Origin of the sequence: Vibrio sp. 070316B, from assembly GCF_013114115.1 — a bacterium.
Classification (GTDB): Bacteria; Pseudomonadota; Gammaproteobacteria; order Enterobacterales; family Vibrionaceae; genus Vibrio; species Vibrio chagasii_B.
The window spans coordinates 52,580-66,915 of the sequence record NZ_VTYC01000022.1; the positions used below are offsets into that span (position 1 = coordinate 52,580).

Sequence of the window (14,336 nt, forward strand, 5' to 3'; positions counted from 1 at the left end):
TTTAGTCGAATGACTAACCTTTTCAAGTGATTGTAATAAAAGAGTTTTAACATTTGGCACAAAGCGTGCAACCCCAACATTGTGGCATCAGCCCAAATGAGGTCATCTCACAGAAAGTAGAAATGGCCGGATTAAGGAAATTAGAAAAATAATTGCTTGTTGCAAGGAGATACAAACATGAAGCAAATACTGAAAGGTTCGATTGCTCTGATACTCGGCGTTAGCTCAATGACAGCATGGGCGGCGACAGAGTCAGCAAACCTAGGACCTCGTCCCCTCTTTTTAGTCAACAATATGGACGAGAGCCCTTTGAAAACCAAGCTGCTCAGCTGTAGCGAAGGGCCTTTTCATCGTAGTGATTTTTCTATTGGGCATCGTGGAGCTGCAATGCAGTTTCCCGAGCACACTAAAGAATCTTACTTAGCGGCGATTCAGATGGGAGCCGGTGTCGTAGAGTGTGATGTTACTTTCACTAAAGATAAGGAATTGGTGTGTCGACATTCTCAAAGTGACCTGCACACCACAACCGATGTATTGGCTCACCCAGAGCTTGCTAAGAAGTGTTCAGTTCCATTTAAACCGGCGAACCCTGCGACAGGCGAAGATGCTCAGGTTGAGTGTCGTACTTCCGATTTCACGCTGGCGGAGTTTAAGACGTTAAAAGGAAAAATGAATGGGGCGAACCCGAAAGCAACCACAGTCGAAGAGTACATGAACGGCACTCCGGGTTGGCGAACGGATCTATACAGCCAGAGCGGGACGTTGATGACACACGCAGAAAGTGCGGCGCTGTTTAAAGAACACGGTGTGAAGGTGACACCTGAATTGAAATCGGCAGCGGTTGAGATGCCTTTCAATGGCTTCAGCCAAGAGATGTACGCGCAAAAGCTGGTGGATGAACTAAAAGATGCGGGCTTTGCACCTTCAGAGACTTACTTGCAATCGTTCAACCTAGATGATGTGAAGTACTGGATCAAAGCAGCACCAAAATTCGGTAAACAAGCCGTTTATCTTGATGACCGTGTTTACGAGCAAGCGGACTTTGTCGCTTCTGTTGAGAACATGAAAGAGCTGCACGATGCGGGTGTAAACATCATCGCGCCACCCCTGTTTGCTCTGGTTGATTTAGATGAGAACAATGAACTGGTTGCGTCTAACTACGCCAAACTCGCTAAAGATGCAGACCTCGAGATTATCGCATGGACTCTGGAGCGTTCAGGCCCACTAGCGCAAGGCGGCGGTTGGTACTACAAGAGCGTGAAAGATGGCATCAACAATGATGGCGACATGATGAAAATGCTCGATGTGTTGGCACAAGATGTAGGTGTGATGGGCGTGTTCAGTGACTGGCCTGCAACGGTAACTTACTACGCAAACTGCATGGACAGCGACGCCTAAGTTATCTGGATTATTGAAGAATAATAAAAGAAAAAGCAGTGAACCAAAGAGCCTTCGGGCTCTTTTTTTACCGTTAAAATTGATGGGACATAAATGACCCAAATGTAAGCTTTTGGGGTGGACATGAATGACTCAAAATAGATTGTTGAATTTGAGTTTTTTAGTAAGTTGTTGAATTTAAATAAATAAAAACATGGCATAAAGGCTGCAATAGTGAAGGCGACTTTCAACAATAAGTAAAAGTAAGGTTTGAATATGAAAATCAGTGTTAAAGGACTGTTAATCGCTAGCTCATTACTACTTCCTTCAATGGCTATGGCAAGCGACTGCTCTAGCCGTGGTGTGTTAGACGATCGATACTGTGATGAAAACCAAGATTTGGTGGCAGATTCACCAAAGAATCCAGACGAGTGGAATGACCCAAGTACGCTTGTGTTTACCTACACACCAGTAGAAGACCCAGCGCTATACAAAGATGCGTTTGCCGACTTCCAAGCTCACCTAAGTAAAATCACAGGTAAGCGAGTGATCTACTATACGGTGCACTCGAACTCTGCACAAGTAGAAGCGATGCGTTCTGGTCGTTTGCACGTTGCTGGTTTCTCTACGGGGCCAACTGGTTACGCGGTTAACCTAGCGGGTTACGTTCCAATTGCAGTGAAAGGCGATGAGTCTGGTTTCCAAGGTTACAATCTGATCACCATTGTGCGCAAAGACAGTGGCATCAACACCATGGCTGATCTTAAAGGTAAAAAGGTTGCACACACTTCTGCATCATCAAACTCTGGCAACCTAGCTCCTCGTGCGTTATTCCCAGCTAAAGGGTTAGTGCCAGATGAAGACTACAAAGTGCTGTACTCAGGTAAACACGACCAATCTATCCTAGGTGTCTTCAATGGAGACTATGATGCAGCACCTGTGGCATCTGACGTGTACGATCGTATGGTAGCAGCAGGTCGTGTTGATGATTCTGAGCTTAAGATCATCTACCGCAGCCCACGATTCCCAACGTCTGCTTTCGGTTACGCTTACAACCTAAAACCAGAGCTAGTTGAGAAGATCAACGAAGCCTTCTTCAGCTACCGCTTCACACCGGAGATGAGTGCATCATTCAAAGGTGCAGACCGTTTCTCGCCAATCAGCTATAAGGAAGAGTGGGGCGTAATTCGTGATATCGCTCATGCGACAGGCACGGCTTACACCAAAGCAGGTTTGAAAAAGCTGGCTGAAAAAGACGCTGCTAAACGCGCAAAGAAAAAAGCCGCTGAGTTAGCGAAACAAGCAAACAACGGCTAACCCTTAGTTTTCAGAACACTTACCTCAACCAATACCAGTTACTTACTACGATTGGTACCAGTATCTATGCCCTCGCGGGTAGGGCATAGATCATTCTAAAATTCGCACAAGGAAATGCAGTATGGCCGTAGCAAGCTATGACGGAATAAAGATCAACAACCTATTTCATGAATATGTGGCAGGCAAGCCAATCCTTAAAGGCATTAATATTGATATCGACGAGCCTGGTATCATCGCGATTATCGGACCGTCAGGTACCGGTAAAAGCACGCTTCTACGTTGTATTAACCGTCTTAATGACCCTAGCCAAGGGGAGATCATTTTTGATGGTGCCGACCTGACTCAACTAAAAGGCCAAGCACTTCGTAAACAGCGCCGTCATATCGGCATGGTCTTTCAAGAGTACAACTTGGTAGAGCGTTTAACGGTTATCGAAAACGTGTTGAGTGGGCGTTTAGGTTACATGACCGCTTGGAATGCGTGGCGCCGTAACTACTCAGCACAAGACTTAGCAAAAGCGTTTGAGTTACTGGAATTTGTTGGTCTGCAAGATTTTGCAAACCAACGTGCCGACAGCTTATCTGGCGGTCAAAGGCAGCGTGTTGGTATTGCTCGTGCAGTAATGCAAGACCCTTATATCCTTCTTGCTGATGAACCAACCTCATCACTTGACCCGAAAACCGCGGTTGAGATCATGGAGTTGATGGAAACCTTTGCCGAACAGAAAAACATCCCGGTGTTGGTGAATATCCACGATGTGAACTTAGCCAAGCGTTATGCCAAACGTATCATTGGTATGTGTAATGGCAAGGTGCATTACGATGGCAGCCCAGAAGGCATCTCAGAGGAAGATCTGAAAATCATCTACGGAGGTGAGTCATGGTTGGATTAAACCCAAGTTCGTCGCCAAGTCTTTCGCAAGCTAACCGTGAAAACCCGTTTAAAGCGTCGTGGACGAACCGTGCGATCATCGCCGGTGTTATCGCTTATTTGTTCTATAGCTTTTCGACTTTGGGGCTGACGTTTGAGCGTTTGATCATCGGCTTTGGTGAAAGTGAACGATTACTATCTCGAATGTTCCCGCCTGACTTTTCACGTACCAGTTTGCTATTGAGTGGTCTCGCAGAGAGCTTGCAGATTGCGATTATTTCGAGCTTCTTTGGCATTGTGATTTCATTATTCCTTGGTCTACTTGCTGCAAGAAATATGATGCCAGCGATCGTCTCAACGCCGGTCCGTGCTTTTATCGCCTTATGTCGCTCTTTTCATCCAGTGATCATCGCCATCTTATTTGTAAAAGCGGTGGGCTTTGGGGCGCTAGCTGGCATCTTGACCTTAGTGTTTGCGTCGATAGGCTTCATCGCTAAGCTTTTCGCTGAAGCGATTGAAGAGATCTCTTTTAAACCGGTTGAAGCAATTAAAGCGACTGGCGCTAGCTTTGTAAGTGTCATTCTGTATGCCGTGATGCCGCAGGTTTTCACGCGATTTATTGGCTTTGCAAGCTATCAGTTGGATTCTAATCTGCGTAATTCGACTATGGTGGGCATTGTGGGGGCAGGCGGCCTTGGCGGAACACTTTTCTCTGCATTCCAACGTTTCGATTATGACTTCGTTGCCGCTATCTTGCTCACCATTATCGCACTGATTCTTGTCGGTGAATTCCTTTCCAACATTGTTAGGAGAATCTTCTAATGACAACTGCATCTATCGATAGAGAGTGGCAGCGTTTTACACCTAATGAACGTGTGGCTCGATTCGCCGTTTACCTTAGCCTAGTGTGTGCCATTGTTTGGTCTTGGCAGACGGTGGAAGTGATTCCTGAATTTCTTTATGACGCGCCTGCTCAGTTCGCTGATATGTTTCAGCGTATGGTGCCAATGGATTACGCTTTTTACCCACAAACGATCCATGCCGCGATGATTGAAACGTTGCACATCGCGACCTTGGGTACGCTGTTTACTTTGGTGTTCGCGATTCCTTTAGCGTTGTTGAATGCACCAAACATTACTCCCAATAAGGCGTTGAACTGGTTTGCTCAATTTTTCCTTGTGTCTTCACGTTCGGTGAACTCACTGGTATGGGCATTACTGTTTATCGCACTGTTTGGCCCCGGTGTTCTCGCCGGCATCATGGCAATTGCAATTCGTAGTATCGGCTTTGTAGGGAAGCTGTTAGCGGAAGCCATTGCCGAAGTGAACATGGGGCCTATTGAAGCCTTACGCGCAACGGGTGCTTCGTGGATGAGTATCTTGTTGAAAGGGTATTGGCCACAAGTGATGCCAGCGTTCTACTCAATCGTGTTATTCCGTTGGGACATCAACGTTCGTGAATCTGCGGTATTGGGTTTGGTGGGCGCTGGTGGTATTGGCGTGGTGCTTAACGATGCGCAAAACCTTTTTGAATGGCAAAAAGTTTCGATGGTATTAGTGAGTATTTTTGCGGTGGTTATCGTTGCAGAAGCGGTGGTTATCCACATCCGTAACAAACTGATTTAATCGGTGTGTTGTGTTCACTATGTTTTTTATGACATGTGTTTCGTGTGAAAGTTGAGAGCTTGCCTATCTAGCATTTTAAAGCTCAAACGACCCTAGGTAATTCGGTCTACCTAGCGGTCGTTATTTTATGCGGTGTGTTCTGTATCAAACTGTATTTAACGGAGAGCGAGCGCTTAGAAAATACAGTGTTTAGCAAAATCACCCGCTTCATTCGCCGTCCAGTCACCTTTTGGTTTCTCTTTCATATCTTCACACCAAGCTTCACTGCCAACTTCTGTACAAGCCATTAATTGAGTGGCTAGGAAAAGGATCAACGTGACTTTCTTCATAACAAATATTCCGTTTGGGCTAGATTTCGGATAACTCTATCAAATACTACTGATGATTGTCATAGCTATCAGGGGCCGGCGATATAGATTTGAGCTGAAGTCGCGATTTGGTAACGAGAAGGGATGACGGAGTCTCAAGATCGAAAAAGCCAGCAACATGTGCTGGCTTTGAAATTCTTAATAAGCTTCTTTTATCGGTAAGCTTTGACTACTTGAGGAGTTATACCAGTTTCATCTCTTGGATGATGTCCGAAGCAATCTCTGGCTTGGTACTTGTTGGTTTCTCGTGTAGGTCTGCTTTTAATTGTCCCTTACGGTTACTTAGGCCTGCTTCTAGCTTCTTGATTGCTGAAGAAATAGCTGGGTACATTACGTCATCTGTCGCTTTTGCGTTTACACTCACACCTTCGTAGTTGGTGAACACTTCAACCTGATGTTGACCATGTTCTTTGGTAATGATGATGTCGCAGCTGATCAGTGATGGAAAATGGTTAGATATCTTTTCGAACTTACCTTCGATGTCTTTACGTGAGTCGTCGTTAATTGATACGTGATGTGTTTGAACGTTTATTTTCATAAATCATACCTTTCCAATGACTGTGTCATTTAAACGTAGCAAACATCGGATAGATTAACCAATAGAGAAAGTACACATGTGTGATTGACTTCAGTGTTATCAAATAATCTCTACTTACTCCCTTGAAAGTCCGAATAACTGATCGCATATTATGTTTCGTGTTTTCGAGACATGTTCAAAAATACTCCATCCTTGATGATTTGCTCTAATTATGAGCGTCACTCTAGTGAATATCTCTTCATCGGCTTTATAATTCCGAACTTGTCACTTGGCTAACTTCTTTCGTTTTTGATAAATAAGTTACCACTAGACTCTAATTTATAGACACTCAACAGCCCACTCCATATTGAAACTTGCTTCAAAACTCCGACAGATCTGAGTAACGCACTAACTATTTATGCATTCGTCACTCAATATCACAATTACCATCAAGGACTGCGGTAGTTTATTGAGATACCTGTTAGTACGGGATACCATAACACCGTCGTTAAATTTGGATCCGTTACCATGAAAATGCCTGTTAAATTGGCTGCTGTTGCAGCTTCACTTTCTTTCGCTTTTAATGCTTTTGCTGCGCCTGTTGAGTTTCAGAAAATTCCAGAAATCATGCAGCAATTTGAAACTGCAGAGCTGTACGTTAAAAAGTCTGTGACGCTAGGCCGTTTGCCTGCTGAATCTGAAATAGGCACTGAATTCCCGACCTACGTTTCTGACGGAAAGGGTGGTTACAGCTTAGAAACCAACAACGTGATGACGGATGATGTAGTTATTGCAAGCATGCCTAAGGCGATTGTTGATGATGTTTTCAACCAATGGTTGGTACCAAAAGAGACGTGGATCAGTAGCTATGGTTCACTGCCAACGTCGACCACTGAGTTCAAGCCGTTTAAGCGAATTAAAACCATCAAAGCGATTAAGATTGATGCTGAAATGCTTGAACTAATGGGCAGCGAAGATGGCAAAACAGCCGTGATTAAAGTGAGTTGGGATGAAAAAGGGATGAAGGTTTATAAGGACGGTTACTTAGCGGATTATGAGTACGGTATTGCCCCTCATGAGATGCAAGAGAACTACGAGCTAGCACCTAAGTAGTTTTATTCCATTTCCGAAAAGCGCTCTGGTTTGCAGGGCGCTTTTTATACCCCCCACCAAAACATGACTTAACTCACACTTTTCTGACGTTTTACTGCTCGTTATGCTAGTATGCGCCGCTTGTCTTTGTAATTGATAAAAAACGCATTACCCAAACAGTCTTTTTCTGTTTATCTGCTTGTAATGACCTCATTCAGTTTGGCCTGACTTGGCCGAACATCTGCATTTTGCTCGGACGCAAAGAGAGTAGTTCTCACTACTTCACTATGTACATTTGAGAGCGCCATCTATCAAAGGCCTTTTAGAAACAGCCTAGTTAGCGCGAACTATGTTCTGCGTGAAGGGTTTCGTTTTTCCAAAAATCCCCCTGGCGCCAAGTATTGCTTGGTTGCTGACAAGTAAGGAGTCTATATGACGTCTACGGTATCTACATCCGTACCTACATCTCCAGCTGGTAATACAGCTTCGACAGAGAAAGAAGTAAACCATCCATTTCTTTCTTTGGTCATCATGGTAATCGTTGCAGCAATCGCAACCTACTTTATCCCTGCAGGCGAGTTTGAACGAGTGGTTATGAATGGCCGCACGGTGATCGACCCAGACAGCTATACACTATTGGCAAGCAACCCAACAACATTAGCCTCTTTTTTCGAATCATTTTTTAAAGGCTTCAAATCCGCTTCTGGCGTGATGGGTGTTGTGGTGTTTGTTGGTGGTGCTTTCGGTATCATCAAACACATGGGTCTGCTAGACGCTTCGGTCGTCGCGCTTACCACTAAGCTTAAAAAGCAAGGCTTGTATGTGATCGCACCAGTGATCATGACGGCGATCTTCTTCAACGTAACCTTCACTGGTATGCGTGAATTGGATGTTATTTTCATCTCGTTGATGATTCCGATCTGTATCAAGCTTGGATACGATGCGATCACAGCGTTAGGTGTTGTGCTACTGGCAAGTTGTGCGGGTTTTGCTGCGGCGTTGGCGAACCCATTTTTCACGGGGATTGCACATACTATCGCTGAGCTGCCTTTGTATTCAGGCATGTGGTATCGCTTTATTGTCGGCATGTTTATGCTGCTGACCGGTGCTTGGTATGTGTTGAATTACGCAAGAAAAGTAAAACAAGATCCAACTAACGGCTTGTTACACGGCACGGGTTACCACTACGAATCAAACGTTGAAGCTAAGTCTCTGACGGTTCGTGAGAAGCTAGCAGGTATCGCATTCTTAGGCGTGTTCGCATACATGATCTTCGGTACTCTGACGATGGGCTTTGGCTTTACTGAGATCGCAGGTGCGTTTGTGGCAATGGCGATCATTCCTGGCTTGGTGGCAGGATTGTCTCCTAACAAGATTTGTGAATATTGGACCAAAGGTGTCAGCGATGTATTGGTTGCGGTGTTGATCATCTTCTTTGCGCGTTCGGTGTTGACCATCATGGAAGACGCGAAGATTGTCGACTCGATTATCTACTATCTTGCGCAGATCATTTCAGGCAGCTCTAAGCTTGTTGCGGCGGCAGGTATCTACTTCTCACAAGCCGCGATTAACCTGTTTATCCCGTCGGGCAGTGGTCAAGCGGTGATTACTATGCCAATTATCATTCCACTGGCAGATATTGGTGAAGTGACTCGTCAAGTTGCGGCGTTGGCATCGCAATTGGGTGACGGTATCTCGAATTACATTTATCCAACCAACGGTGGCTTGCTGGCGGTACTGGCGATTGCGAAAGTCCCTTATGGTAAGTGGGTGCGTTTCTTCTTACCGCTATTCTTGTTCTGGTCGGTGGGCGCTCTGATTTCAGTCGTGATTGCTCAAATGATGGAGTTAGGTCCATTCTAAGGCTTGGGCTTTTAATCGGATAGCTTTGCTTGAAAACATCCAACCAAATACAAAGGCAGCGAATTCGCTGCCTTTTTCGTTCGAGGTGAAGTTAACCGAGATAGAGCATCACTCTTCAAACTGATAAGAGGAGGGGACGACGATGACACCCTGTTTCGAAATGTGGAAACGCTTGGCGTCAGCAAGGCTATCAAGACCAATTTGGGTTCCATCTGGTACTTTCACGTTCTTATCTATAATGCAGTTTTGAATGTGGCAATTTTTTCCAATCTCAACATCTTCAAACAGAATACTATCAATCACAATCGCGGCATTGCTGACTTTTACCTTGGGGAAAAAGATAGAGTTTTGCGCTGAACCACCTTCAATCACTACGCCATTTGCGATCATCGAGTTGATGAAAATCCCTTGATTCCCCTCTATCGAAGCGATGGTGCGTGCGGGCGGTAGTTGCGGCTCATAGGTGCGAATCGCCCAATCTGGCTGATACAAATCGATTGGCGAAGTTGGCTTTAACAAATCCATGTTCGATTGATAATAAGAGTCGATCGTACCCACATCTCTCCAGTAAGCATCTTGGGTTACGCGCCCTTCTTCGTCACCAAACTTATACGCGTAAACACTGTTGTTGCCGACTAACTTGGGAATGATGTCTTTACCGAAATCGTGGCTTGAGTCTGGATCTTCTGCGTCTGCCAATAATGCCTGTGTCAGTACTTCTTTATCAAAGATGTAAATTCCCATTGAAGCCATGCTTCGGGTCGGTCTACCGGGTACACACGCGGGGTAACGTGGTTTCTCGGTAAAGTTATTGATTTGTAGGGACTCATCTATCTCCATCACACCAAACTCTTTGGCTTCGTCAATCGAAACCTCCATGCACGCCACAGTTAGGTCGGCCTCGTTCTTTTTGTGCTGCTTGAGCATTGGAGCGTAGTCCATGCGATAGATATGGTCACCGGATAACACCACCACATGCTTGGCTTCACTGCGAGAAAGCAAATACAAGTTTTGATAAATCGCATCGGCAGTGCCGCTGTACCAGCTATCACCGGTTCGCATTTGTGGGGGAACATTGGTGATGTATTCGCCGAGCTCGGGGTTAAGCACCGACCAACCATCACGTAAGTGTTTCTGCAAAGAGTGAGACTTGTACTGAGTCAGCACCAGAATTTGGCGAAGCCCGGAGTGTAGGCAGTTCGCGAGCGTGAAATCGATGATTCGATATTTGCCACCAAAAGGCACCGCAGGCTTTGCGCGGTTATCGGTTAGGGGAGAAAGCCGAGAGCCAACACCGCCGGCCAGAACGATTGTTAGAGTGTCTTGCATAGTCAGAACCTCAATGTATTTATGATTATGCATATGGTCCTGCAAGCACTGAGCCAAATGTAACTCATTGAATATTAAACAAGGTGGCAATGAATTTTTCGGGACTGCACCAAATTGAAGCGTACGAGATATTGGCTTGCTCTATTTTGATCCAAAGAGACCCGAGCAAAGTGAAAAGGTAGAGTTAACAAAATGATGCACGGAAAAGTCGCATTACAAAACTGTCAATAAAATGAAGGAATAAAGTGATCGGGCCGATATAAATTTACACAAATAATCATAACCTTTCACAAATTGATTTCCATCAATAAAGTAGGGGTATTCTGTGATAACTTGCACGCAAAATAAGAAATGATTACTCATTCACCAATAAAATGAAGCCCTCAAGGAAATAATAATGAAAAAAACAGTATGTGGTATTGCGGTTATTACGGCTCTTATGTCGACGAATGTTCTTGCTCATAAAGAAGGTGATTTCATCATCCGTGCAGGTGCAGCAACAGTATCTCCAAATGACAGCAGCGGCGCTGTGTTGAATGATCCAAATACAGAATTTTCTGTAGACTCAAACACTCAACTTGGTTTGACTTTTGGCTACATGTTTACAGATAACATCAGCTTTGAAGTACTAGCGGCAAGCCCATTTTCTCACAACATTTCTGCAACTGGTCTAGGTGAAATTGCTGATACTAAACACCTACCACCAACGTTTATGGTTCAGTATTACTTTGGCCAAGCAAACAGTGACTTCCGCCCTTACGTAGGTGCTGGTATCAACTACACTGTATTCTTCGATGAGTCACTAAATCAAGGAGCGAAAGATCTAGGTTTAAGCGATCTGTCTCTTGATGACTCTTGGGGTTTGGCAGCAAACATTGGTATGGATTACATGATCAATGAAGATTGGTTCCTGAACGCATCGGTTTGGTATGCAGATATCGGTACTACTGCAAAATATAAGCTTAACGGCCAACAATTTTCAACAGACGTTGATATCGACCCATGGGTATTCATGATCGGTGGTGGTTACAACTTCTAATCCATGATTCAGTTTACTAAGGCGCTCAAGCACCAGCCAGCTTGTGCGCCTTTTTTTATTGTTAATGAATTAGTCACTGTAACGCTTTGTTGTTATCGGTAAAGTAGACCTATTGTCGTCATCTATTATTAACAAAACAGAAAGATAGCTGTCATAACCACCTCATAAAATCGCGATTCAAATTATGGAGGATATATGAATCGCAAAATCAATAAGCTGACTTTATTACTACCTATCGCAGTGAGTTCTGCTCTTGCTGGATGTTCTCAGTCAACTTCATCTACGGCTAGTGCACTCTCTCCAACCTCATTTGATGCTTTGAGCCTCCAATGCCAATCCAGCCAACAGCCAATTGCAAGCGATGCTAAGGTTACCGGGCTTACTTTGGTTGGCAGTTCCATTGCCGGCGCTCCTTTCGCAACTTCCGCAGCAGAAATTGTCAGCTACGATTCATGTACCGATAAATTGTATGTCGTAAATGCTCAAGCAAAGAAAGTTGACGTGCTATCGATGAATGCCGATAGCTCGCCAAACTCGGAAGGCTCGATTGATCTTCAATCTGCCGCGTTAGCTTCTGGTATCAATATCGGAGCGGCAAATAGTGTCTCGACACATCAAGGATTAGTTGCAGTCGCGATTGAAAACGCCGACAAACAACAAAATGGCATTATTGCTCTGTATCGCTCAGATACTTTAGAACTAATTACCACGTACACGACGGGCGCACTGCCAGACATGGTGAGCTTTTCTAAAGACGGTCGTTACATTGCTTCAGCAAATGAAGGTGAGCCGAACTCGGATTACACCATTGACCCAGAAGGCTCGGTGACATTGGTGGATTTAGCGAATGGCCCGATGCAAGCGAAGGTCACTCAGATTGATTTCAAGGCATTTAATCAAGGTCAGCCTCGTCACCAGGAATTAACCGATAAGGTTCGAATTTCAGCTCCAGATGCGACCGTCGCTCAAGACCTAGAGCCTGAATACCTAACGTTTGCTGACAACGGCAAACTCTACGTTGCTCTGCAAGAGAACAACGCACTAGCAGCGATTGATGTCGCAACGGCAGAGGTGGATGCGATTCTTGGTTTAGGCGGCAAACCTTGGGATAGCGCGCAATTGGATGCGTCGAATAAAGACAAAAATATCGGCAACCTACAAAACTACGCGATGTTAGAAGGACTTTACATGCCAGACAGCATCACTAGCTACAGTGTCGATGGCAATACCTACATCGTGACGGCGAACGAAGGTGACGGCCGCGAGTATGGCATCAAGACAACGCAAAAAGAGTGTGACGATAAAGGCTTTGAGTGGGATGGCGATGACTATAAAGGCACCGAAAACTACACCACAGAGAAAGACTTTTGTATCGCTTATGTTGATGAAGTACGTGGCAAGAAGCTAGATGTTGACGCTAACCACCCATTGGCTGGAGCGTTGAAAGATAACAAGCAACTGGCTCGCCTAAAGGTGATTAAGCCACAAGGAACACTCGCTGCCGACCAAAAGGTTCAAGCATTCGGTAGCCGCTCTTTCTCTATTTGGGATGAGTCTGGCGAGTTAGTGTTTGATAGCGGTGATGATTTCGCTCGAATCGTTCTTGAACAAGATCCTGCAAACTTCAACAGCACCAATGATAACAACCAAAGTGGTGACGATCGCAGCGATGATAAAGGGGTAGAACCTGAAGCTATCGAAGTGGCTGAGATCAACGGTAAGCACTATGCCTTTATCGGCCTTGAGCGCCAAGGTGGCATCATGGTTTACGACGTAACACAGCCTAAAAATGCAAGTTTCATAAGCTACTTGAACAACCGAGATTTTACACAACCAGTGTGTACCAAAGTTGATGAAGACGGTGATTGCGACAACGATACTTACAACTCGAAAGCGGGTGACCTAGGACCAGAGTCAATCAAGTATTTCACTCGCTCTGGTAACCACTTTATTGCGGTTGGCAACGAAGTAAGTGGTAGCACATCAGTTTACCGCGTTGAGTTCTAATCTCTCTTATTGCTAACAATTAGATTGAATCAAAACAAAAGCGCCACGACTTGTTAAGTCGTGGCGCTTTTTAGTTCATCGCTGATTTAGTCGCGATAGCAAAGGCCTATGGCTGTTGCTTAGTTGGTGCTAGAGCGATTTCACGGATGCATACGTTCTGTGGTTGTTGGTAAGCGAATGATACAGCGCGAGCAATATCGTCAGCTGCCAAAACGCCGCCCATGTCTTCTTTCCAAGAATCGTAACCGTCTTTGATCTCTTGAGATGTAGTGTGAGACAGAAGTTCAGTCTCAACAGCACCCGGTGCGATAGTAGTAACGCGAACATTTGAAGCGGCAACTTCTTCACGAACGTTTTCAGAAATAGCGTGTACTGCGAACTTAGTACCACAGTAAGCAGCGTGGCTTGGGAATGTTTTCTTACCCGCAATTGAGCTGATGTTGATGATAGTACCTGTGTTGCGTTCCATCATCGGAGCAAGTACAGACTGCATGCCGTTTAGAAGACCAATTACGTTCACATCGAACATTGTCTTCCACTCTTGAGCGTCTTGAGTATCGATTTGACCAAGAAGCATTGCACCAGCATTGTTGATAAGAGCATCTACAGGACCAAACTTCTCTTCACCTTGTGCGATTGCCGCATCAAAAGACGCTTTATCTGTTACGTCTACTTTTACAGATAGAGAGTTTGGTAGGTTAAGCGCTTCAAGGCGGTCAATACGACGAGCTAGAAGTAGCAGAGGGTGACCTTCATCGCTTAGACGACGAGCGATTGCTTCACCAATACCAGAGCTTGCACCTGTAATTACGATTAGTTTTTTCATTTTATTTCCTCTGTACTTTAATTGCGTCGGTTGGCTACGACGTATTGTTTAAGTGCATTCGAATCAAGTGTTTGTTGTCTTGCTTCGTTGCGATGGAGGTATATTA

General features: G+C 44.9%; 13 protein-coding genes. 9 read left to right on the plus strand and 4 right to left on the minus strand.

Going from position 1 to position 14,336, the window contains the following annotated elements; all coding sequences use genetic code 11:
• Window positions 1-177 precede the first annotated feature (177 nt).
• From F0251_RS16445 to phnE (F0251_RS16465), 5 genes are all read left to right on the plus strand, one after another.
• Window positions 178-1,398, plus strand: coding sequence for a glycerophosphodiester phosphodiesterase family protein (locus F0251_RS16445; protein ID WP_171731392.1), 1,221 nt, complete (start codon window positions 178-180; stop codon window positions 1,396-1,398).
• A 255-nt stretch (window positions 1,399-1,653) separates the two neighbouring features.
• Window positions 1,654-2,694 (plus strand): phosphate/phosphite/phosphonate ABC transporter substrate-binding protein, encoded by a 1,041-nt coding sequence (gene phnD, locus F0251_RS16450; RefSeq protein ID WP_102425933.1) that lies wholly within the window; start codon window positions 1,654-1,656, stop codon window positions 2,692-2,694.
• A gap of 121 nt (window positions 2,695-2,815) precedes the next feature.
• Window positions 2,816-3,586, plus strand: coding sequence for a phosphonate ABC transporter ATP-binding protein (phnC, locus tag F0251_RS16455; RefSeq protein ID WP_017631561.1), 771 nt, complete (start codon window positions 2,816-2,818; stop codon window positions 3,584-3,586).
• Window positions 3,574-4,386, plus strand: coding sequence for a phosphonate ABC transporter, permease protein PhnE (gene phnE / locus F0251_RS16460; protein WP_171731393.1), 813 nt, complete (start codon window positions 3,574-3,576; stop codon window positions 4,384-4,386). The genes phnC and phnE (F0251_RS16460) overlap by 13 nt, the downstream gene beginning before the upstream one ends.
• Complete coding sequence (gene phnE / locus F0251_RS16465; protein ID WP_008216584.1) at window positions 4,386-5,189, plus strand: phosphonate ABC transporter, permease protein PhnE; 804 nt, start codon at window positions 4,386-4,388, stop codon at window positions 5,187-5,189. The genes phnE (F0251_RS16460) and phnE (F0251_RS16465) overlap by 1 nt, the downstream gene beginning before the upstream one ends.
• 173 nt (window positions 5,190-5,362) lie before the next feature.
• On the opposite strand, the gene F0251_RS16470 is transcribed toward phnE (F0251_RS16465), so the two are convergent.
• Window positions 5,363-5,518: a DUF3012 domain-containing protein gene (locus tag F0251_RS16470; protein WP_081090369.1), complete on the minus strand. Its 156-nt coding sequence runs from the start codon at window positions 5,516-5,518 to the stop codon at window positions 5,363-5,365.
• Between the two features lie 220 nt (window positions 5,519-5,738).
• Entirely contained in the window at window positions 5,739-6,095 is a 357-nt protein-coding gene (gene raiA / locus F0251_RS16475) for a ribosome-associated translation inhibitor RaiA (RefSeq protein ID WP_171731394.1), read from the minus strand.
• A 507-nt stretch (window positions 6,096-6,602) separates the two neighbouring features.
• Here raiA and F0251_RS16480 point away from each other — a divergent pair.
• Both F0251_RS16480 and F0251_RS16485 read left to right on the plus strand, forming a co-directional pair.
• A complete protein-coding gene (locus tag F0251_RS16480) occupies window positions 6,603-7,187 on the plus strand; it encodes a hypothetical protein (RefSeq protein ID WP_061033842.1) in 585 nt (194 codons plus the stop codon).
• A gap of 411 nt (window positions 7,188-7,598) precedes the next feature.
• Window positions 7,599-9,029 (plus strand): YfcC family protein, encoded by a 1,431-nt coding sequence (locus F0251_RS16485; protein WP_171731395.1) that lies wholly within the window; start codon window positions 7,599-7,601, stop codon window positions 9,027-9,029.
• A gap of 108 nt (window positions 9,030-9,137) precedes the next feature.
• Here the strand turns inward: F0251_RS16485 and glgC are convergent, their stop codons facing one another.
• Window positions 9,138-10,358: a glucose-1-phosphate adenylyltransferase gene (gene glgC, locus F0251_RS16490; protein ID WP_171731412.1), complete on the minus strand. Its 1,221-nt coding sequence runs from the start codon at window positions 10,356-10,358 to the stop codon at window positions 9,138-9,140.
• Window positions 10,359-10,755: 397 nt separating this feature from the next.
• On the opposite strand from glgC, the gene ompW reads away from it, so the two are divergent.
• Window positions 10,756-11,397, plus strand: a complete 642-nt coding sequence (ompW, locus tag F0251_RS16495; protein ID WP_171731396.1) for an outer membrane protein OmpW — start codon at window positions 10,756-10,758, stop codon at window positions 11,395-11,397.
• Between the two features lie 195 nt (window positions 11,398-11,592).
• Window positions 11,593-13,404, plus strand: coding sequence for a choice-of-anchor I family protein (locus F0251_RS16500; protein ID WP_171731397.1), 1,812 nt, complete (start codon window positions 11,593-11,595; stop codon window positions 13,402-13,404).
• Between the two features lie 106 nt (window positions 13,405-13,510).
• Here F0251_RS16500 and F0251_RS16505 read toward each other — a convergent pair whose 3' ends face one another.
• Window positions 13,511-14,230, minus strand: a complete 720-nt coding sequence (locus F0251_RS16505; protein WP_008216572.1) for an SDR family oxidoreductase — start codon at window positions 14,228-14,230, stop codon at window positions 13,511-13,513.
• Between the last annotated feature and the right edge of the window lie 106 nt (window positions 14,231-14,336).